This is a genomic window from Gordonia sp. NPDC062954, from assembly GCF_044543825.1.
Lineage (GTDB): Bacteria > Actinomycetota > Actinomycetes > Mycobacteriales > Mycobacteriaceae > Gordonia > Gordonia tangerina.
In genome coordinates, this window is record NZ_JBITWL010000020.1 from 1 (window position 1) to 19,478 (window position 19,478).

Here is a 19,478-nt window from a genome sequence, read left to right on the forward strand (position 1 = left end):
TCTCCGAATAGTGCTTTCGGGCCATGTCTTGATCATCTCGCTTCCTCCCGCACAGATGCGGGATTCAACGTGTCCAAGATCCGGGGTCAACTCCCCAGTCTCCCACGCTTTCCACAGCTCCTCGAGGCGGATGACGACTTCGTCGTGGCGCCACCACTGCGCGCACCAGCGGGTGTCGCGGTCGAAGCGTCCGGCTTTGATGTGGCTGAGCCAGTTGGTGAACCAGTCGGCGCCGGAGGTGAATCGCCAGTGCGCACGGGGGTCGTCGTCGGGGGTGTCGGTGTCGGGGGTGGTCATCAGAAGGTCCTTTCCCGGGTGGTGGCGGCGAGGGGCGGTGCAGTGGTCAGTGCTGTCTGCTGGGCTGCGCGTTCGGTCGCGCAGGCCTTCTTGGAGGCGTCGATCAGTTCGGCGTAGGGGCCGAGCCAGTAGGAGTTCTTGGTGGTGACGACGGTGCGGTTGCCGGAGGTGGCCAGTACTGCTCGTTCGGCGGGGAGTGCTTTGAGGTCGTCGATACCGAGAATGGGTTCGCTGGACCAGGATTCGCTGGTGCTGGTCGATCCCAGGCCGGAGTTGGAGTGCGAGCGGCTGCGGCGACGGACGTCGCGTTGGCCGATCATGCGGCTCAGGCCCGACAGGTAGGACTCGTTGTTCGATGATCCGGCGTAGATGTAGACGTTTGAGGAGTCCACGAGCATGTCGAGTTTGTCCTTGGACCACACTTTCGCGGCCTGGGCCAGCGATTGCAGCATGGTGACGATGACGATGCCCTGGCTGCCGAAGTGGGAGTACCAGTCGGGTAGTTCGGGCAGCTTGCACACGTTGGCGGCTTCGTCGAGCACTGCCACGACGGGCACCGGCAGGCGTCCACCGTTGCGCCGTGCTTGGGCGACGGAGGCTTTGAAGATGGTGTCGGCCAGGGCGGTGGTCAACGCGGTGGCCGATCCTGCCCCTTCCATCGACAGGGCGTACATGGTGTCGGTGGAGGTGACGAACGCTTGCGGATCGAACTTGGGCAGGTCGTGGCGAATGTCGTTGCTACCGACGGTGTTGTCGCCGTCGAACCGCACACGTTGGGGTGGGAGGACCGATCGGGCGTAGGCGGGCACGGTCATGACGTTGATGAACCGTCGCGCCATGTCGTAGAGGCCGTCTTGCTGGCGGGGGTTGAGGTTGGCGGCGGTGTCGATCTTGGCCGCGGCGTCGTGGTGGCCGTGGCGGGTCAACACCTGGCGGGCGACTTTGAGTTTGGGGTCGGTGAGCCAGCCGTCGACGTGTTTGAGGTCTCCCCCACCGACGGCTGCGGCCAGAATGTGCAGTGCCAGCAGTTCTTTGGCGCCGCCGTCGAAGTAGGCGTCCAGGCGTGATCCTTCGGCGGTTTCGGCGGCGGCGAAGATCGCGGCAAGCTCGCGGGCGTCGGAGAGTTCGTGCACGCACCAGAACGGGTCCCACCACCACTGCTGGCCCTGAGTGCCGGCGATGTGTTGGAGGTCCGAGAGCCAGATGGTGCCGCGGGTGCGTGGTGGTTCGCGCCGTTGGGTGCGATAGGCCCACAGTGCGCGCAGCCCTTGTCGGCTGGTGTCGGCCTTGGCGGCGTGGGTGGTGAGGTCGTTGCGGTCACGGACCCAGCGGGTGGCGTCGTAGATGTCGGGCTTGTTGGAGGTGGCGAACACTGCGCCGGGCGCCTGGCAGATCATCGGGATGGCGTAGCCGGTGGTCTTGCCGCATCGGGGTCCGCCGATGACGAGTCCGACCCACTCCCAGCTCATGTAGAGCGCGGATTTGCCCGATCCGATCAGCGATCCCAGCACCAGCCCGTAGTCGAGGTGCCCGGTGATGGCGTCGCGGCCGCGGAGGCGCTGCGCAGCGTGCTTGGCGTCGCGGGCGGTGATGGCGTGCAGTTCCCGGGGACGAGGAAGAAACTGTGCCACCTGGTCGAACTCACGCAGCACGGCGGTCGCGGCGCGATGACGTCCCACCACGACCGCGATCGCGACGGCGGCGATGACCGTGACCACCAGGAGCACGGTGGAGGCCACCGGCCAGTGGAAGGTGCCCTCGACGGCGGCGGTGGCCGGGTTGATCAGCACCGAGCCGGGCTGGCCGGTGAGCCAGCAGCCCGCCCGCCAGCACACGTAGATGATCGCCAGCAGCGCGAACACGGCGGCGGCGAGGTAGTAGCCGGCCATGGAGTCGTGTTGGCCGCGGTCGCGGCGATGGGTGGTGCTCACAGCTGGGCTCCGGTGTCGAGGGTGACGCTGGCCCCGACCTCGGGGACCGGGGTGGTCTGCCAGTCGCTGTCGCCAGCGGCGATCAACGCGGCTTCGGGGGCGGGTTCGGTGTCGGCGATGAGTTCACTCATCGAGCGGTGCCCGGCCCCGGCTGCGGCGTCGTCGACGTCGATGGCATAGTTCGCGGCCGAGGCCGACACCTGGTCGAGAAGATCGGTGTCGGCGACCTCGCCGAGGTCCTGGTCGCGGTCGCGGCCACCGATGGTGTCGGGGTCGACGCCGGCCTCACGCAGCCGCTCATCCCAGGCGTGCGCCCATTGCTCGGCGCGCTGCGCGGTGGCATTGATCTGAGCTTGCCGGGCGGTGTCACCGTCGCGGGCGGCCTCGGCCGCGGCTTCGCGCGCCAGATCGGCCGCGGCGTGTGCCCCGGCCCAGCGGGCCATCAAATCCGGTGTCAGAGGGTGACGTTCGGCGCTGGTGTCGGCGAAGTGGGGCGGTCGGGCGCCGGTGGCTCGCGCGGTGTTCAGGCGCTGCTGGGCTCGGGTCTGCTGGGAGCGTCGGCGGTGCTGTTGGTTGCGGACCTGGCGCAGTACTTCGTCGGCGTGGCGGCGGGATCGGCGCATGATCGTGCGGATTTCGTCGAAGATGTCGTCGACTTCGCGGCTGGTGTCCTGGGGGACGCTCTGTGGGTCGAGCATGGTGTGCCCTTTCTGTGAGGTGCGGGTTGCTGCTGGGGCGGCCGGTGGGTCAGGTGTCGGCGCGGGGGTAGGTGGCGACCTTCCACTGGCCGTCGACGCGGACGAGATCGGCGGTGACGGTGAACTTCCGGAACGAGGTCACCGTGGCGTCGATGCCGAGCACTGTCTGGATGACGGTGCCGCGCGCGCTGGCCTTGTCCGGTGAGATCAGCACTGCTGAGGCGCCCTCGACGCGGGCGGTGATGACGTCGAGAGATTGCTTCCATGCGCCCCACTGGGCGCTGGGACGCACCGTTGCCGAGCTGTTGGCGGAGTCCAATGCCTGGCCGGTGAGGGTGGCGCGGGTGCGGCGCAGTGCATCGGTGGGTGAGGTGTCGGTGGCGGGTTGCCAGCTGAACATGGTGGTGACGGTGGTGGTGAACACCCCGATCGGCTCAGCGCGATCGGGCAGGCCGGGCGGGCTGCTGTAGTGCTCGCCGTGGTCATGGTCATGTGCGGGTTCGGTGGTGTCGTCGCTGCCGGAGCATCCGGCCAGTGCGGCGATCAGCACGATCGCGAGGACGACCAGGAGGTGGCGGTGGTGGTGGTTCATCGGTTCTTCTCCGGAAGCCCTTGATCGGCGAACTGTTTGGCGTAGGCGATGACTTTCTGGCCGTACGGGCGGGTCTGGGTGTCGTAGTCGCCGCCGGTGGGTGTTCCGCCGGCGTTGAGGACCGCGCCGACTCCGGCGTTGTAGGCGTAGGCGTAGAGAATTTCGCGGCCTTCGGCGGGTTCTTTCACTCGGCCGGAGGCGATTGCGGCGTCGATCTGTTTGGCGTTGGCGCAGGAGAACCGTCCGGCGGCCATGACGGCGTCGCCGATGTCGGTGGCCGAGGCGCGGCCGTTGCCGTCGTCGTCTTTGGCCCAGGACGGGTAGGTGTAGTCCATGAACTGCATCGGCCCCTTCGCTCCTGCCGGGGACACCAGGGAGGCGTTGAACCCGGTCTCTTGCTTGCCGATTCCGCCGAGGAATGCCGAGCTGATCTGCGGGCACAGCAGTCCGGCTTTGCGGAACCACGGCTCGTAGGCCGGTGGGACCCGTCCGGCGGCGAGGTTGTCGACTCCCCCGCCGTGCTGGTCCTCGACCGGGCCGCAGTCGGCGCCCTCGTCAGCGCTGATCCCGCCGGTGACGCCTGGTGCGGTGTAGACCTCATTGCCGCGGGGCATGCCGTGGCCTTCGACGGTGGCGTGGACGTGGTCGAAGTGGTTCTGGGTGGGGTCGCCGCGGTCGTTCATGACGTTGGACTTGCCGACCACCGGGTAGTAGGTCTGGCGCCAGATCGTGTACTCGAGCTTGAAGTGCTTCTTGTTGTCGAGGATGTATTTGTTGACGGCGTTGCCGAGCGCGATCCCTTGCGCGGAGGTGTAGTTGGGGATCATGACGTCGACGGCGCGGCCGGACGGGTGGTCGTTGAAACCGCCGCCGTCGGCACGCCAGCCGCCGATGGTCTGAATCTGCGGGAACTTCGCGGCGATCGCGCGGGCGAGGCGGATGGAGTCGACCTGGAAGTGCGCTTCGGAGCCCTTGGACTTCGGTAGCGGCGGCAACGGGCCCGACGGCCCCGACGGTGCGGGCGGCCCACTGGGTGCGCCCGCGGGCGGGGGCACCGCGGCGGCGTTGAGGAACGTGCCTGCGGGTGCCGGTTTCTTGCCGGTGACCCCGGCGGTCTTGGAAGTGGTCGGCCAGGCGCCCCAGCCCTGGGAACCCAGGACGCGGTTGGCGACCTCCATCTGCTGTTCGCGGGTGGCTTTGTCGGCGGTCGGCGCGTACTGCGCTCCCCCGGCGCCGGTCCAGGTCGACGCCGCGAACTGCAGTCCGCCGTAGTAACCGTTGCCGGTGTTGATCTTCCAGTTGCCGCCTGATTCGTGTTTGGCGACGGCATCCCAGTCGGCGGCGGTGACGACGTCGGAGGCGGGGATCACGCGTGGGGCGGTGAGCACGCGCGGACTGCCCGGTTGGGCGGGCGCGCGTCCGGCCGGGGCGGCGCCGGGTTCGGGGCTGGTGGACACCCACCCGGCTGGATCGACTGAGTGGCCGCCGGTGAAGTCGCGGTGTCCGCCATCCCACACCTCGAAATGCAGGTGCGGGCCGGTGGATTGGCCGTCGTTGCCGAGCTTGGCGATGTGTTGTCCGGCGGTGACTTTCTGACCGGCTTTGACCAGCACACCGTCGGCGAACATGTGCCCGTACACCGTGGACCACACGTGCCCGTTGATGTTGTGGGTGAGCACGATCCAGTGCCCGAACCCCGACGCGGTCCCGGCGGCGGTGACGGTGCCGTCGGCGGCGGCGTAGATCGGCGCGCCGATCGCCCCGGCGAGGTCGATACCTTCGTGCATCGCGCCGTCGCGTGGGCCGTAGCCGGAGGTGATCTGAAAGTCCTTGACTTTCATCGGCTTGACCTTGGCGCCGGGTGAGTGGGAGGCGTCGGCGGGTTGGTCGACACCGCCGGTCAGCGGCAGGCAGGAGTCGTCGTCGCCGGCGACGGAGATGATGAGGGTGCACGAGGCGAAGAACCCCATGACCAGTGCCAGCAGTGGCACCAGCAGTTTGGAGGCGTTGCCCTCACCCACGAGGCAGGTCCCGGTAGTCGGTGGGGTCGCGGTCGAGGTCGCGGACGTGTTCGGTCAGCGCCTTGTTCATCGAGCGCACGACCTCCAGGCGGGTGGCCCATTCGCGGTCTCGGGCGGTGACATCGCGGCCGACCCCGGCCGCCCGGCACCACCGCATGACGCTGTTGGTGCCGGCGCCGATGTTGGCGGCGACGTCGGCGGCCGCGGCGGTCAGCGACAGCGAGGTGCGGGCGAGCAGCTCGGCGACGGCGCGCACTGCCAACCGCCGGACTTCCTCGGGGTGGGCGGTGCGGCGCGGGTTGGGTTCGACCACCCAGTCCTGCACCTGCTCCCAGGCGCTGGGTAGCGGGTCGATTGGGGTGGCTGTGCCCGGGTCGCTGTCGGTGCTCATGCCGCGGCTCCGGACTGGGCGCCGCGGCCGCGGTTGAAGCGCTTGTTGGTGTTGTGCATCTCGGTGGCGCGCTCGGTGGCGGTCAACCGCATCTGCACCGGGATACCGGGCTGCTCACCCTCTTTGATCAGGAACTTGCCCATACCCGGGGGTACGGTGTTGGTTTCGGTGCCGGTGGCGCGGACCCCGTCGGCCCAGTCGGTTTCGTTGATCTCGGAGACGACGGGGTCGTCGATGCCGCGGGGGGTGGTGGCCCACTCGGCGAGGGTGGCGGCTTCTTTCTCGTTGAGGTTGACCTTGCCTTCCATCAGCGAGGCTTCGTCCTCGGGTAGCGGGAAGCACACCTTGACTCGGGCGCGGTCGAGGAAGCCCATGGCGCGCTGGCGATCTTCCATGGAGTCGAACGCCTGGAGGTCTTTGACGGTGTGGGTGGTGAACAGGCTGCCGGTGCCCTGTTCGCGCTGGACGCGGGTGACTTCGTCGACGCGCCAGACGATGCCGTTGCCGACGCCGAGCACCAGCGAGAACTCGTCGCACACCAGGTCGTAGTTGCGGGGTTCTTGCAGGCCGTGATCGGAGAGCAGATGGGAGGCTTCGACGGCGGAGAATCCGTCGGACCAGCACGCCAGGAGTACCGCGGCGCGCAGCTTGCGGGCGTTGGCCGGTAGCCGGGACATGTCCACGCACACCCCGAGGGCGTCGATGTCGATGGGTTCTTTGGTGGGGGCGTTGAAGATCTCGCCGAACTGCCCCGACACCAGCTGGTCGAGCGACTGGCGCAGGTTCTCGGTCAGCAGCAGGTAGCGGTCGACGGCGATCGCGTCATGCGGACGGCGGCCCAGGGCGCCGGAGGCATCGAGGAGGTCCTGGTGGGCGCGACGCACCTCCGGATTGGTGTCGGCGTCGCGGGCGGTGGCGTCGATGAGAGTTTGCGGGACTTGGCGCAGCAGGTTGAGCACATCGCCGGGTAGGGGCGCATTGGTCAGGGTGAACTCGTTGGCCGTGCCGTAGAGCACCCGCAACGCGGTGGTCAGCAGCGTCTCCTCGTGCGGGGCGATCGGGCGGCCGGAGCTGATCTCAAGGAGCCCGGTCGCGGCGGTGACCTGGCGGGCCCGCATTTCGCGTTCGGCGAGTTGGCGTGCGGCGGTGGGCAACCGGGCGATGAGGTTGCCGAAGGTGCCCACGGCGAGGGGGTTCATCGGCGAGTCGAATCCGACGCTGGTGACCTGCGGGGTGACCGGTGTGATGCCGTCCTCGCGGTGCTGAACCCGGCCGTCGCTGTCGTGGAGGACCATCTGGCGCATCATGTTGACGAAGTCGGGGCGGTGATCGCCCATGATGAGCGGGCGGACCCCGGTGGCCAGGTCGTGGCACACAATGCGCCGGTTGAGGGTGCTTTTTCCGAATCCGTTGAGCCCGAACACCATCGCTGAGGGTGCGGTGATCTGTCCGGCCTCGAACCAGCCGATCTGGTCGAACCCGACGGGCTGTCCGGTGTCGAGGTGCGAGCCGACGGGCGCGCCGTCCAGAGGTGCCGAGGCGCCGATGGGGAACGGGTAGAACCCCGGCACGTGCGCGGTGGTGCCGCGCAGCTCGTTGGGGCGGCGCACGTGGGCGACGCGGCCGCCGCCACGCCCGTCGAAGCCGCGGTTGGTGCGGATCAGGGTGGGCACGTCGAACTGGATCGGCCGGGCAATGGCGGCGTCGTGGCGTTCCCGGCGGCGGGTGTCGTTGTCGAGTTTCTGTCGGGCGAGGTAGCCGCTGATCCCACCGCTGCGGGCGGTGTCGAGCAGGTCCTCGCGGGTGTCGTCGTCGTAGAACGTGGTCGGCTTCGTCGAGCGTTCCTTGGTGCTCGGCCGGGTGGCCGAGGCCGCACCAGCATTCAGGCGCAACGTCGACGGCGTGGTGTCGCCGCCGGTGGCGGTGGTGGTGGCGGCCTTGTGGAGGTCAGTGACAGTCATGGTGGGGCGTCTCGCAATCGGTTAGCGGTGGCGGTGGCGCAGGGCTTCGTCGGTGATGTCGCCGTGTTCGGGCAGCAGCACCCCCAGCCCGGTTCCGGCGGCGAACAGTTCGGCGTGGCGGTCGTAGCCGTTGCGCACGCCGAGGCGGGCGAACAGCGGCAACCGGGCTCGTAGGGCGTCCACCGACGGCGTGCGGGGACGCGGCTCGGTGATCGTCAGCGTGGCGCCGAAGCGCTGCAGCACGGGCTCGAACGTGAGCCGAATGGGGTCGTCGGGGTGAATGGTGTCGGCGATGCAGGTCGCCCGCCAGGTGATCGCCAGCCGGGTGCGCGGGGTGGTCGGGTCACGCTCGAGCAGCTGGGCCAGGACCGAACCCATGGCGTGTGGCGGTTCCAGCACGTGCGGGGCGATCACCCAAGTCGCCGACAGCAGGTCGTTGTGGCAGAACACATCCCGCACCCGGTGTGGTGTCGAGTCCGGTGCGATGTCGGCGAACGTGGGCGAGGCGTCATCGGCCAGGCCACCGCGGTAGGCCCGTACCCCGACCGCGGCGACCTGCGCTGCGGTCAGCGGCGTGGTGTCCAGCCCGGCGGCGTGCAGGGACCCGATCAGCGTGTGCAGGCGTCGGCCCACTTCCACTGCCATCTCGTCGGGGGTGGTCTTCATTGCCGAGGTGGCCGCGACGAAGGTGACCGCGAGATAGGTGTCGGTGGCGAGGTCGGCGACGTCGAGGCGGTAGTGGTGCTCTGTGTCCAGCCATTGCCGGTGTGCGGTGTCGGTGCGCGGGAAGGTATCGGCGACGGCGGTGACCGCGACGACATCCCAGGCGTCGGCACCGAAGTCGATGCGGGTGTAGTCGCACAGTTGTTGCCAGTCGCGCAGCGTCGCGCCGGTCGCGGCGAGGATCACCGTGTAGTGGCCGGTGGCGTGTGCCCGGATCAGGCCGTAGTCGTGGCCGCCGGCCGAGCGGTGCTCGGTGATCGACAGGACGGTGTTGATCTGGGGCAGGGATGCCGCCGAGGAGGACAGGCGGGCGCGGGAACGCTGCAGCAGCGAGGTCAGGGCGGGAAGCGTCGGCATCGCAGGGTGGTCCTTTCTGTCCTGGTCAGGCGGCGAGCTTGTCGGAGACGGTGCTCTCTTCGGAGAGCACGACACCGAAACCCAGTCCGGCGCAGAAGGTGACGAGTTGTTCGTCGCGGGTCGGTTCGAGTGGGGTGGCCGCCGAGAGGCCCAGATCGGTGACGAGGGTGTCGATCTTCTGGGTGTCGGCACCGATGGGGCAGGTGGCGGTCACGATCATCGACACCCGGGTCACGCCGGCGCCGCGGGCCTGTTCCTGGCGGGCACCTTCGGCGCTGTCGAGGCGCACGAGTGCGCGTTCGGGCAGTTTGCCGACGTTGGTGCGCACGGCCTGGCGGGCATCGTTGTGGTCCTTGTTGACGATGGTGGTGGCTTGGGCCGGGGTGTAGGGCTGGTAGACGAAGGTGACTCGTTTGCGCGGTACGTCGCTGTGCGGGGACAGCAGATCGGCGAGCACGTTGGAGTCGAACGGCGCCTCGGGTTCGTTGCGCATCGTCCACGACATCGACTGCGCCGCATCGTGAAGCAGGCGGCCGTGCTGGTCTGAGGCTGAGGTCGGTCCGCAGTCTTCCCACCGCAGGCGCATCGGTTCACCGCTCATCAGACCGATTTCGAGGTCGAGCTCGTCGGCCGGGGAGAAGCTGCGGCGGGCGATGGCGCAGATTTCGCGTTCGAGCATCGGCCGTACTCGCAGACCGGCGGCGTGGCAGTAGTCCCGAATCCGTCCGAGGCGGCGCGCCAACTCGTTGCCCATGTCGGTGGCGTCGCGTTTGCGGTGCATGGTGTCGGCGCGCCAGGTCAACCCGATCCGCGCTTCCAGGCGCACTTCGGCGGTCGGTACCGCTTCGGTGGCTTCGATGATGATCTTGCGGGCCAACGCTGGCGCAGTGTCTTTGAGTCGCGACCGCACGATGCTGGAGGCCCGCATCCCTGATTCGGGCAGGGTTTCCATGGTGACCGTGGCGGCCACGAAGTCCGGTGATTGCCCGAGGAAGGTGAGCATGTCGCCGAGGCGGGCAACCCAGCGGTCCCGCACGGGCTGGTCATTCCACTCCCCGCCCTGGGGCCAGGTCCGCAGTACCAGGGTGTAGAAGTTCTTCGACGACAATTTGATCAGACCGAACGGTGCCGATCCGTCGCCGGGTGAGAAGTTGAATGTCTCGGCGGTGGCCAGCGGTCCCGGTGGTGGGGTGCCGTCGGGGATCATGGTGAACGGCCCCGACCGCACCAGGGTCTCACCGGCACGGCGCGACTTCGACACCGCCCGTGCACCCATGCCCAGCTCCCAGGCTGAGCGGCCTCGCAGCGACACGACCAGCGGCACGAACAGCACAGCCAGGGTGAACGGCAGCCCGAAGAACTTGATCACCCCGGGCAGCGGCAGCATCAGCCCGACGACGGCGATGAACAGGAACCCGAGCAGCACCATCGTCGAGAACATGGTGAACCCGAATGCGCCGGAGGACCGGAACGCCGCCGCGGGGCGGTACAGCAGTCGGCGGGTGCCGGCTTTGTCGGTCATGACAACCTCTTTCGACAGTCAGAGAGATGGGTCGGTGGTGGCTAGTGCGCCATGGCGTGTTCGTTCCAGCCCGAACGCATCGGCGGTGGACTGCTCAGGGACGGGTCAGCACTGGTGGTGGCTTCGACTTCGGATTCGACGCTGTCGCTGACGGTTTGCATTGCTGCCCCGGCGAGTCCGCCGGCCGATCCCATCGCGTCGCCCAGCCCGGAGGTGGGACCGCCGCCTCCTCCCCCGCCGCCGGAGCTGGCCTGGCCGCCCTGTCCACCGGAGAGGGCGGGTTGGGCGCCGGGCCCGCCGCCACCGGATGGTGGTGGTGGTGAGGGTGCTGATGCCGTGGAGATACCGCCCGAGGGTCCGCCGCCGCCGCGACCGGCGATCGAGGACATCCCGCCCGCGCTCGCGCCGCCGCTGGCCCCGGCGGTCGCCCCACCCGAGGCGGCCGCGGCCGCGACCTTGCCTGCCGCGACACCGGCACCGATGGCCGCACCCGCTGCTGCGGCACCTGATCCGCCGCCGCCCATGCTTGCCACGGCGGGGGCGATCAGGCGCATGAGCGCGGGTAACACGAACGCGCACAGCATCATCAGCACCATGCCCAGGACCACCTGTTGGGCGTTGTCTTTGGAGGCTCCGGCGCGAAAGGCCACGAAGTAGGTCAGCGCGCCCACGGGTTTGAACAGCAGGAATGCCACCGACCACGCGATAAGTCGCTGGTAGCTCTGCGAGCCGGGTCCGGTGCCGGAGAATGCGGCGGCCACCGGTAGCGCGGCGACGACCAGCAGCAGCATCGCCTCGCGCACCACCAGCAACGCCAACTGCAAGAAGGCTCCGAGGAATCCGACGAGGGCGAAGATGCCGATGGCGGTGGTGCCCAGCGCGGAGTTGGTCAGCAGGTTGAGTTTGAGGAAGTTCTTGATGACGTCGCCGTTGCCGCCGCCGGCGGTCACTGATTCGCTGACCAGCCAGTTGGAGATGCCGTCGGCGATGCGGCCGCCCACGGTCAGTGCCAGCGGGATCGCGGCGGTGGCCATCGCTGAGCGGAAGATCAGTTTGAAGCCCTCTTCGGCGTCATCGGCCAGGGAGCGTTTGCGGTCGATCATCATCCGTAGGCCGAAGAACATCAGCGAGAACGTCAAACCAACGATCTGGATTTGCAGGGTGTGATCATGGACTTCCTGCATGAGGGAGGACTTGTTGTCCAACTGGGGGTTCGGGAGTTTGATCCACCACGCCATCGCCCACGTCAGGACGGTCTGGTAGCCCTCGAGTAGCGAGTTGACGATCTTCTCGAATGTTCCGCCGACCACGCTGCCGGCCACATTGCTCGCGGCGTTGCCCGCGGCGCCGCAGACGGTCCGGCTCAACGGTCCCAGGGCGTCGCACAGCGGGTTCGCTGCGGCCGTGCCCGCACCGGCCCACGAGGACACCGTCGCGGCGATCAGCGCCACCACGACCGCGGCGTGGGTGCGTCGGCCGGTCAGGGCAGCGCGCACACGCCCTCGTCGGCCGGAACGCGCTTCCCGGAGGTGAGAGTCGTTGTGGTGGTTCACCATGGGGTCCACCCATCGCCGGTGGTCGAGATGAGCAGGCGGCTCGGTTCGGTGCCGGGTTCGGGGACCACCCATTTCCACTGACCGTCGCGCCAGACCATGTCGACGCCGACCGAGATGGCGGTGAAGCCGTCGTCGCGGTTGAGAGGTTGGGCGAACTCGACGTGGGCGAAGTCGGTGGAGTAGGTGGTGACGCGGACCGCGACCGGCACATCCCGGATCTGCGCGGGCAACTCAGGGTTTCCGGCATAGATTTGCGCGCCGTTGGTGCGCAGGTTGTCGGCCTCGGGACGTGCGGCCTCGGAGACCACGGCCGCGCGATCGAGTAGAGCGACGTTTTGGTCATCGGGTGCCCAGGTGGCGCGCTGGCCGATCTGCCAGGCGGCCAGTGCCGCGCCCTGCGGGGTGTGGGCAAATCCGGTGGGTACCCCGTCGGTGCTGATCGCGGTCGGACCGTCGGAGGTGGAGAATGGGATGGTCGCGCCGTACACGCGCTGCCACATCAATCCCTTCGGCGGCGGGAGCACAGCCTCAGGGTCATCGGTGTCGGAGGGGTCGGTGGTCTGCGGGAGGACCTGGCCGAGCGGGTTGGTCGGGGTTTCCACCCGGCGGCCGCGGGTGTCGGTGGTGGGCATCCCGAACGCGTCGTCGGGCAGCCGGGTCACCGGGGTTTGCGGCGGCAGCGACGTCGGTGTGTCCGTGGCGGTGACCTGTGGCGGCGGTGCTGACGAATCGCCATCATCGCCGCGGATGGCGACCAGCACGGCCGCGCCGATGACCATGGTCAACACCAGCAGCGACAGCACCAGTGTGGTGCTCTTGTAGCCACCGGACTGGCGCAGTGAGTGCACCGCTGCCAGTCGGCCGAGGTCGTCGTCGCGAGGATCGGGGGTGCTCATGGGGTTACGCTCCTGTCAGTGCGACCATGTCGGTCGGCGTGGCCGAGATCGCATCCACCGGTGAGGCACCCGCCGCGGCGTCGGGCAGCAGCAGCCGCCAGTCACCGAACGCCGGTGCCCACACGACCGTGGTGTGATTGACCGTCATCGAGCGGTCCGGCAGCCGGGTGTAGATGTCGACCGATGCCTTGTCGGGGGTGAACGCGGTCAGTTTCCAGCCCTGCACCTGCGGCGCCTGACCGGCTGGCACGCCGGACGTGGTCGACAGCTGAATGCGGTTGGTGATGAAGTCATCTCGCGCTTGTCCCGGTGCGAGGAGTTCACGCACAACCTGGGGCCACTGGTCATCGAGCGCGACCGAGAGACGCACGATGGCATTGACCGCGGCCAACCCCGCGCCCGGAGGGGTGCGGTCGAACCCTCCCGGGGCGATGACATCGGACATCTCGTGGGGGCCTTCGGCGGCTTGGGGAAGGCGCATCCCGTTGAACTCCACCCACCGCAGATCGGTGGGCGGCGCGGTCAGCGGAATCTGTTGCGGCGTCGACGGCGTGGCCGTGTCGGGCTCTGATCCGCACCCGGCGAGCAGGCCGATCACCGTGCACACCAGGCCGAGGAGGGTGATCGGTGTGGTGATCAGCCGAATACCAGCACGGCCGCCGCGATGTTGCCGGCGATCGCGACCACCCACACCCCGAAGATGATCTTGGTGAACCACTCCCCCGCGGGGATCTGGGAGAACGGATGCTCGCGCACCTTGTCGAAGGCGATCGAGGCGCCCAGAAAGACTAGGTGTAGCAGCGCGAGCATGTTGGCTACGAACACGAACCAGCCGCCGATCAGGGTGATGTTGCTCATCACCTCGGGGGGTAGTTTCGCGTAGGCCACTGTCATGGTGGTGTTCATCGCTGTAGCTTTCGGTCCGCACGGCTCACTGCCCGCCCGCGGCCTGCAGGATCGTGGCGCCCGTCGCGATCACCATCGTCCCGACGATCGCGCCGATCGCGATCTTCACGCCCTTGCTGTCGCCGCGATCGGTGATCTTGTCCCATGCGATGAAGCCGCCGCCGACGACGATCGCCACCGCGCAGGCGAAGTAGGCCAGGAAGGTGGCCCACCCGCCGAAGGTGTTGAGCCGATCAGACAGGCCGGGAATCGGGATGGGGTTGAACGCCACGTAGGTGGTGGTGGCCGAGGCCAGGGTGGACTGGAGCATGATCTCTTCCTTCTCGTGAGGTGTGGAGGGTTGTGCAGTTGTGCCGTTACGGGGTTGTGCTGTTGTCGTTCGACATCACCGCGACCGCGGCGTCTCGCAGGCCCTGGCCGACGGCGGCGATGTCCGGGGCGACGACGGTGCGCGGATCGGACCGCCGCGCGGCCGGCGCGGGATCGGGGCCGGTCGAGGGCAGCTCGTTGAGCGGGGTGTCGACGAGGAAGTCGTGCCAGGAGATGTGCCACACGTTCGCGAAAAGGCCCGACCCGACCAGCAATTCGCGGTCGCGCCGGAGCCGGGCGGTCGGCTTTCCCTTCCGCCCGGCTACCAGCACCAAACCCAGCAACTGCACATGGGCTGGCGCATTGTTCGTCGCGTATTGGCGGGCGGCCAGCGACGCTGCGGCCAGGCCGCGCGCCGATTCTCGCGCAACGAGTACCGCGAACGGTGGCTCGTCGGCCCGCCCGGGCCACAACTGGCCGGAATCGCCGACATGCTCGAGCTGGGCCGCGAGCGTGGATACACCAGCACCGCCGTGGCAGCCCACGGCCGCCACCAGATGCGCCGGTAACCGGGTCGTGCGCCGCCCCAACATCTCCGATGCGCTCGGCGGCAAAATCGACGCACCCCGAATCGCTCCGGCGTTCTGCGCCGCCGACACCGTCTCCACACTCGCGGCCATCGTTGTTATGCCCCCTTCGGCGTGAGCTGCGGGAAGGTGACCTTGAGACCCGGGACGGCCTTCTCGGCGTGCCGGGAGAGGTCGACAGCGGCGTCGGTGACGGTCTTGCGCACCTGATCGGCGGCACCGCCCAGTGCCTTGTAGGGGGCTTCGGCCTGCTCAGCGGTCCAGTTCGCGGTGTAGGTCTGTCCGCCGATGGTGGTCTCGGCGTTGACATCTCCACCGACGCTGACCTGGTAGTGCACCGCAGGTAGACCGGCCTTGGTCGCCTGGTCGGCAGGTAGGTGGAGCTCGAACTGGTTGGCGCCGGGGTTGGGCAGCGGAGCGGGTTGCGGGCGGGGTTGCGGGGCGCGGCGGTTCGGGTCGGGCTGGCCGGGCAGTCCGGGCTGACGCGGGTTCGCGCCCGGATCTCCGGCACCGAGTGCGTGCGCGAGGAGTCCGCCGGCCGTTCCACCGGCCACACCGCCGACGATCGCCGCGGGGATACCCAGGGCGGCGGCACCGATCGCCGCACCGGCTGCGGCGCCGATCGCTGCGCCCGTTCCGGTGTGCGCGCCTGGGAAGGGCACCACCATGGTCGACCCGATGACTGCGCCCACGCCGGTACCGATCAGCGCACCACCGACACCGCCGGTCACTGCGGCGGGCACGCCGAGGGCGACCGCACCTGCGGTGCCGCCGAGCGCCACGCCGATGATGGTGGCCGCGGCCTGGCGGGACGCTTCGTCTTCGGGAACGCCGACCGAGATGAGGCCCTGGGCGATCTTCGCTTCGCCATAGGCCGACCACTCGTTGATCGAGACCCGCTGACGGTCGGTCAGCCAGGGAGCATCACGTTTGAGCTGGTCTTCCTCGACGAGGAAGTTGCCCACGCGCAACGTCTTCGGGGGCGGGGCAATCGGGCGGACCGGCGCGACCGGGCGGGGCAAGGTGTAGGCCCGCGGCGGTGCCGGGTTGTAGACGGTGTCGTAGTTGGGCTGGTTGTACGCCTGCGGATCGGCGTAGGGCCGATACGGAGCTTCCCGGGGCGGTGCCGGAATTGCGCCCGGACCGGGGTTGTAGTTGTAGCTTGGCGCAGTCTGCTGCGGAGGTGCGACCGGTGGGGTTGCGTCGTCGCCACCACCGCCGACGCCGCCCTGCTCGAACCCGTCGTCGGTCTCGCCCTGGTCGACACCGCCCTGTTCGTAGGCTGCGGCAGGGCTGTCGACCAGGAGGGTAGCGCCGAAGGAACCGGAAACCATCAGCGCAGCAAGCACTGTCCCGACGAACGGGGTGGCTGGTGGGGTGGTGCGGTGCCGGCGTTGTGCCCGCGACCGCCGGGGCGGGGTGTCGAACCGCGGAGACGTGACCGCTGGTGAGGTGAGGTACATGGGAGGGGGTGACCTTTCTATTTCTTATTTCGTGTGACAGACGCGATGTAGGTGCGTTCGCCGATCTGGGTGGTGGTGATGTTCTGGACATCGGGGTCGGGATCGCGGGTGCCGTCGGGCAGGATCAACGTGACCTCCACGCGGTAGGTATCGGCGCCGGTCTCGTCGATCGACAGGCAATACCGCGCTTGGGGATTGAGCGTGTCGATGCTTGATTGCAGATCGACAGCGCTGCCGATGCCCTCGACATTGGACGAGGCCATCGCCCGCGCGGCCGGCCCCGAACGCCAGTGGAAGTAGGCGTAGTTGAACGCTTTGATCACGTTCGGGCCCGACGTCAGGTCACCCGGGTCGCGGCCGGTGGTGGTGGACCCTTCGGTGGTCGAGGGGCATTCCACTGCATCGGAGAACGGGTCTGGGGTGTCCATGGCGGCGACCGGATCGGTGATGCCGTCGCCTCCCCCGCCGCCAACGACCGCTTTGATCGAGAACACGATCACCAGCACCGCAACGACGATCACGCCCACCGAGGCGCCCACGATCAGCAACCACCGACGTTGCCCCCGTGCCGGAGGCGCCGGAGGTGGCGTACTTCGAGCGACAGTCGGTGTGGGATAGACAGTCTCGACGTAAGGGTCGTCCTCGACATCCTCAAACTCGACGACCTGGGGGTCCTCGTGGGCGGCGTAGCTGTAGTGGTTGTCGTCGAGGGGTTCGACGTCATCGATGGGTGCGGTGATGTCCTGCTCAGCAGGCGTCGGCTCGTCGTTCCACTCGGTGGGCTGGTCCGGGTGAGGTTCGGCGGTGTGCAGCCAGGTCTGCACACTCGGATCGTTCTGCCAACCGGTACTCATCCGAACTTCACCTCGCCCCCGGGGCGGTATGCGCGGGTCCAGCGATCGCACTCGGCGAGGTGCCAGTGCAGAGGGTGTTCATCGCCGAACACACCGCGGCGGGCCGCGGTCAGGGAGAACGGGTCGATGGTGTGCAGCGTGTTGTCGAACACGTCGCGGTAGGTGGCGCCGACCAGCAGTTCTTCCGGCAACGAACCGTTCGAACCAACCACCAGCACAACGCTGTTCGCGTCGAGACGGTAGCCGCGGTCACCGGGCAGTACGCACCGCGCCCGTTCGTCGTACGCTTCTTTGAGCCGCGTGATGCTGTGGCCGTTGCCCATCCCCCATCGAGTCGACGCGCAGCCGTTCTCGTCGGTCAGGATCACCGCTGTGGCCGGGTCGGTGACTGCGGTGACCAGATCGACGGGACTCAACCACACCGGCTCACCTGCCTGCGGGTTGATGGGACGGCCCGGATGTCCGAGGTTGTGAGAGACATGTCCCCCGAGCGGGGGTCGGATTGCACTGTCACTGAACATGTACTCGCTCCTTCCGGAGTGATTCGCTGGGTGCGTGAGTGGAAGAGAATGGGTCTAGCTGGCGGTGGTGGTTCGACCACCACCACAAGCGCGGCACAACCCGCGCCCGCACACGCGGGAAGGGTTGGCCGAGAGGACGATCAGACTCATTGCGAGGCCCCGCTGAGGAACGGCGGCAGCCCGGACGCGCCGCCGGGAGGTGTGGTTTGCGGGACCGATGAGGCCCCCGAGGGAACTGTCTCGGACGGAGCCGATGGTGACGAGGTGCCGAGCTCCCACGGATAAGCCGGTTCCGACGTCGCAGCGCTCGGCGGCAACGACGTCGTGGTCAACGATGGAAGTGTCGACGAACCAGCAGACCCCTCCCCGAACAGCCACGAGAAGTCATCGCCGCCGCTGCCGCTATCGGGCGAGTTCGACGACCCGCCGTCCTTGCCGGCGATGTCGCGTGCGGCCGCCACAATCCAGTCCCCGATCAACTTCGTCGGGGGCTGGCCTGTCGGTGTGGCCGAGACCTCCGAGTACGAGGCGTGTTGCTTGGCCGCATCCCAGTACTTCAACAGCGAGGACACCTTGAACAGGTCGGAGTTCGCTTGGAACTCGGACTTGAACGCGGTAAACGCCTCAGAGACAAGACGTTCCTGGGTTGCCGGTGGGACCAGCGTGACCGCTGCCTGGCCCAGCTTCGCCCCCAGAATGCCGACGATGGCCAACGGATTCGCAGCACCCGCGGTGGCGATCGCAGCGATCGTGCCCGGAGTAGCGACCGTCTGCACAACGGTCTTTACCGCGTTGAACCCGATCGTGCCCACCTTGATCACCGCCGACAGCGCATCCTGCACACTCGGCAACGGCGTACGCGGGTCCGAGGCCACCGCCAACCGCTCCGACAACGTCTGGCGCGGTTGATAACTCAACGATTCGAGGTTGTTCTCCGACGCCTGCACATCTTCATTGACTACCGGTACCGCGGTCTTCACTGCGGTCAGTGCCAGCGCTTCGGCGATCGTCGACAACGACCCGATCGGATCGTCCGGGTTGAGTTCCGACTGGCCGGCGATGTTGGTGACCAACCGCGCCAACGGAGCATTCGCCGGGGCATCGCAAGCGAGATCGCCAGGCGTGCACGCCGACAGATAGCGCCCCGCGATGGCCTGGTACGACGTGTCCTCAACGTCGCCGACAGGGGCGATACCGCCGCCCGGCGCGTTGGTCGTCGACACCGCCACGACCTTGGACACGTTCGCGCCGCTGGTCCCCGGCACCGGGTCAGGAGAGGTCTGCCCCGGCTTACCGGGGAACAACGGCGCACCCTCAGGTCGGCCGGGATCGCCGAGATTGGCTAACAGAGCCAGCTTGTCGGCGCCGATCGCTGCTTTGCCACCGACGATGTCGTTCAAAACGATCCGAGTGACGTGAGCGCCCTGGGAGTAACCGACCAGACCGAACTTCGTGGCCGGACACGCGGCGGCCTTGTCTTTGATCCAGGACAAGGTCTTGGCGACTGCGCCCTGAACGGACTGCTCGTACGGGACCTTTCCGCCAGCCACAGCACCACCGAAGCCAGCGTCATAGGGTACATACGCACGGTCCATATCCCCGCGCGCGGCCGTGATCGCCGGATGGAGTACCTGGGACAGGAACCCCGCGTCCTTGGACGGATCAGCGTCTGGCGACGACTGGCCGGTGCCCTGCACCGCGTACACCATCAGACCCGGGCAACCCCCCGGCTGCGCTGGCGCCGCCGACACGTTCCCGACCCCGACACTGGCCAGGGCGATAACCGCCGTAGCCATCACCGCCAAGGCCGCCCCCCAGGGCGAGCGTCGCGAGTCCTGTCCACCCCTCTGGACAGGATCAATCACCTCTACACTGGTCACCGGGCCGGCCCCC

At 68.2% G+C, this 19,478-nt stretch carries 19 protein-coding genes; all 19 read right to left on the minus strand.

What is annotated here, in order from left to right; genetic code table 11:
- Positions 1-297, minus strand: a 297-nt coding sequence (locus ACIGKQ_RS17815) for a DUF4913 domain-containing protein (RefSeq protein ID WP_396574621.1), incomplete at its 3' end; no start/stop codon positions are given.
- Positions 297-2,228 carry a type IV secretory system conjugative DNA transfer family protein gene (locus tag ACIGKQ_RS17820; RefSeq protein WP_075862451.1) on the minus strand — a complete coding sequence of 644 codons (1,932 nt, stop codon included), beginning with the start codon at positions 2,226-2,228 and terminating at the stop codon, positions 297-299. The genes ACIGKQ_RS17815 and ACIGKQ_RS17820, both read right to left, overlap by 1 nt.
- Positions 2,225-2,926 (minus strand): hypothetical protein, encoded by a 702-nt coding sequence (locus tag ACIGKQ_RS17825; RefSeq protein WP_075862450.1) that lies wholly within the window; start codon positions 2,924-2,926, stop codon positions 2,225-2,227. The genes ACIGKQ_RS17820 and ACIGKQ_RS17825 overlap by 4 nt, the downstream gene beginning before the upstream one ends.
- A gap of 49 nt (positions 2,927-2,975) precedes the next feature.
- Entirely contained in the window at positions 2,976-3,518 is a 543-nt protein-coding gene (locus ACIGKQ_RS17830; RefSeq protein ID WP_075862449.1) for a hypothetical protein, read from the minus strand.
- Entirely contained in the window at positions 3,515-5,539 is a 2,025-nt protein-coding gene (locus tag ACIGKQ_RS17835; RefSeq protein WP_075862448.1) for a transglycosylase family protein, read from the minus strand. Before ACIGKQ_RS17835 ends, ACIGKQ_RS17830 begins: the two co-directional genes overlap by 4 nt.
- Positions 5,532-5,930, minus strand: coding sequence for a hypothetical protein (locus tag ACIGKQ_RS17840; RefSeq protein ID WP_139319388.1), 399 nt, complete (start codon positions 5,928-5,930; stop codon positions 5,532-5,534). Before ACIGKQ_RS17840 ends, ACIGKQ_RS17835 begins: the two co-directional genes overlap by 8 nt.
- Entirely contained in the window at positions 5,927-7,891 is a 1,965-nt protein-coding gene (locus tag ACIGKQ_RS17845; protein WP_075862446.1) for a hypothetical protein, read from the minus strand. Before ACIGKQ_RS17845 ends, ACIGKQ_RS17840 begins: the two co-directional genes overlap by 4 nt.
- 21 nt (positions 7,892-7,912) lie before the next feature.
- Entirely contained in the window at positions 7,913-8,971 is a 1,059-nt protein-coding gene (locus tag ACIGKQ_RS17850) for a hypothetical protein (RefSeq protein ID WP_075862445.1), read from the minus strand.
- Positions 8,972-8,996: 25 nt separating this feature from the next.
- Positions 8,997-10,493, minus strand: coding sequence for an SCO6880 family protein (locus ACIGKQ_RS17855; RefSeq protein WP_075862444.1), 1,497 nt, complete (start codon positions 10,491-10,493; stop codon positions 8,997-8,999).
- Between the two features lie 41 nt (positions 10,494-10,534).
- Positions 10,535-11,989, minus strand: coding sequence for a hypothetical protein (locus tag ACIGKQ_RS17860; protein ID WP_139319387.1), 1,455 nt, complete (start codon positions 11,987-11,989; stop codon positions 10,535-10,537).
- Positions 11,990-12,042: 53 nt separating this feature from the next.
- On the minus strand, positions 12,043-12,945 hold the full coding sequence (locus ACIGKQ_RS17865; protein WP_075862442.1) for a hypothetical protein: 903 nt from the start codon (positions 12,943-12,945) through the stop codon (positions 12,043-12,045).
- Between the two features lie 4 nt (positions 12,946-12,949).
- Positions 12,950-13,636: a hypothetical protein gene (locus ACIGKQ_RS17870; protein WP_139319386.1), complete on the minus strand. Its 687-nt coding sequence runs from the start codon at positions 13,634-13,636 to the stop codon at positions 12,950-12,952.
- Positions 13,582-13,851, minus strand: coding sequence for a hypothetical protein (locus ACIGKQ_RS17875; protein ID WP_011161191.1), 270 nt, complete (start codon positions 13,849-13,851; stop codon positions 13,582-13,584). The genes ACIGKQ_RS17870 and ACIGKQ_RS17875 overlap by 55 nt, the downstream gene beginning before the upstream one ends.
- Before the next feature lie 25 nt (positions 13,852-13,876).
- A complete protein-coding gene (locus tag ACIGKQ_RS17880; protein ID WP_075862441.1) occupies positions 13,877-14,161 on the minus strand; it encodes a hypothetical protein in 285 nt (94 codons plus the stop codon).
- Between the two features lie 46 nt (positions 14,162-14,207).
- A complete protein-coding gene (locus tag ACIGKQ_RS17885; RefSeq protein ID WP_139319385.1) occupies positions 14,208-14,840 on the minus strand; it encodes a hypothetical protein in 633 nt (210 codons plus the stop codon).
- A 5-nt stretch (positions 14,841-14,845) separates the two neighbouring features.
- Complete coding sequence (locus tag ACIGKQ_RS17890) at positions 14,846-16,210, minus strand: hypothetical protein (RefSeq protein ID WP_075862438.1); 1,365 nt, start codon at positions 16,208-16,210, stop codon at positions 14,846-14,848.
- A gap of 17 nt (positions 16,211-16,227) precedes the next feature.
- Positions 16,228-17,064 (minus strand): hypothetical protein, encoded by an 837-nt coding sequence (locus ACIGKQ_RS17895; protein WP_075862437.1) that lies wholly within the window; start codon positions 17,062-17,064, stop codon positions 16,228-16,230.
- Positions 17,061-17,585 carry a hypothetical protein gene (locus tag ACIGKQ_RS17900; protein WP_075862436.1) on the minus strand — a complete coding sequence of 175 codons (525 nt, stop codon included), beginning with the start codon at positions 17,583-17,585 and terminating at the stop codon, positions 17,061-17,063. The genes ACIGKQ_RS17895 and ACIGKQ_RS17900 overlap by 4 nt, the downstream gene beginning before the upstream one ends.
- A gap of 146 nt (positions 17,586-17,731) precedes the next feature.
- Positions 17,732-19,282, minus strand: a complete 1,551-nt coding sequence (locus ACIGKQ_RS17905; RefSeq protein WP_258325155.1) for a cutinase family protein — start codon at positions 19,280-19,282, stop codon at positions 17,732-17,734.
- Positions 19,283-19,478 lie beyond the last annotated feature (196 nt).

Excerpts from the sequence above, each read along its gene's own strand:
- ACIGKQ_RS17825 (WP_075862450.1), bottom strand. The coding sequence starts at position 2,926 with ATGCTCGACCCACAGAGCGTCCCCCAGGACACCAGCCGCGAAGTCGAC.
- ACIGKQ_RS17830 (WP_075862449.1), bottom strand. The coding sequence starts at position 3,518 with ATGAACCACCACCACCGCCACCTCCTGGTCGTCCTCGCGATCGTGCTG.
- ACIGKQ_RS17840 (WP_139319388.1), bottom strand. The coding sequence starts at position 5,930 with ATGAGCACCGACAGCGACCCGGGCACAGCCACCCCAATCGACCCGCTA.
- ACIGKQ_RS17845 (WP_075862446.1), bottom strand. The coding sequence starts at position 7,891 with ATGACTGTCACTGACCTCCACAAGGCCGCCACCACCACCGCCACCGGC.
- ACIGKQ_RS17850 (WP_075862445.1), bottom strand. The coding sequence starts at position 8,971 with ATGCCGACGCTTCCCGCCCTGACCTCGCTGCTGCAGCGTTCCCGCGCC.
- ACIGKQ_RS17855 (WP_075862444.1), bottom strand. The coding sequence starts at position 10,493 with ATGACCGACAAAGCCGGCACCCGCCGACTGCTGTACCGCCCCGCGGCG.
- ACIGKQ_RS17865 (WP_075862442.1), bottom strand. The coding sequence starts at position 12,945 with ATGAGCACCCCCGATCCTCGCGACGACGACCTCGGCCGACTGGCAGCG.
- ACIGKQ_RS17875 (WP_011161191.1), bottom strand. The coding sequence starts at position 13,851 with ATGAACACCACCATGACAGTGGCCTACGCGAAACTACCCCCCGAGGTG.
- ACIGKQ_RS17880 (WP_075862441.1), bottom strand. The coding sequence starts at position 14,161 with ATGCTCCAGTCCACCCTGGCCTCGGCCACCACCACCTACGTGGCGTTC.
- ACIGKQ_RS17885 (WP_139319385.1), bottom strand. The coding sequence starts at position 14,840 with ATGGCCGCGAGTGTGGAGACGGTGTCGGCGGCGCAGAACGCCGGAGCG.
- ACIGKQ_RS17890 (WP_075862438.1), bottom strand. The coding sequence starts at position 16,210 with ATGTACCTCACCTCACCAGCGGTCACGTCTCCGCGGTTCGACACCCCG.
- ACIGKQ_RS17895 (WP_075862437.1), bottom strand. The coding sequence starts at position 17,064 with ATGAGTACCGGTTGGCAGAACGATCCGAGTGTGCAGACCTGGCTGCAC.
- ACIGKQ_RS17900 (WP_075862436.1), bottom strand. The coding sequence starts at position 17,585 with ATGTTCAGTGACAGTGCAATCCGACCCCCGCTCGGGGGACATGTCTCT.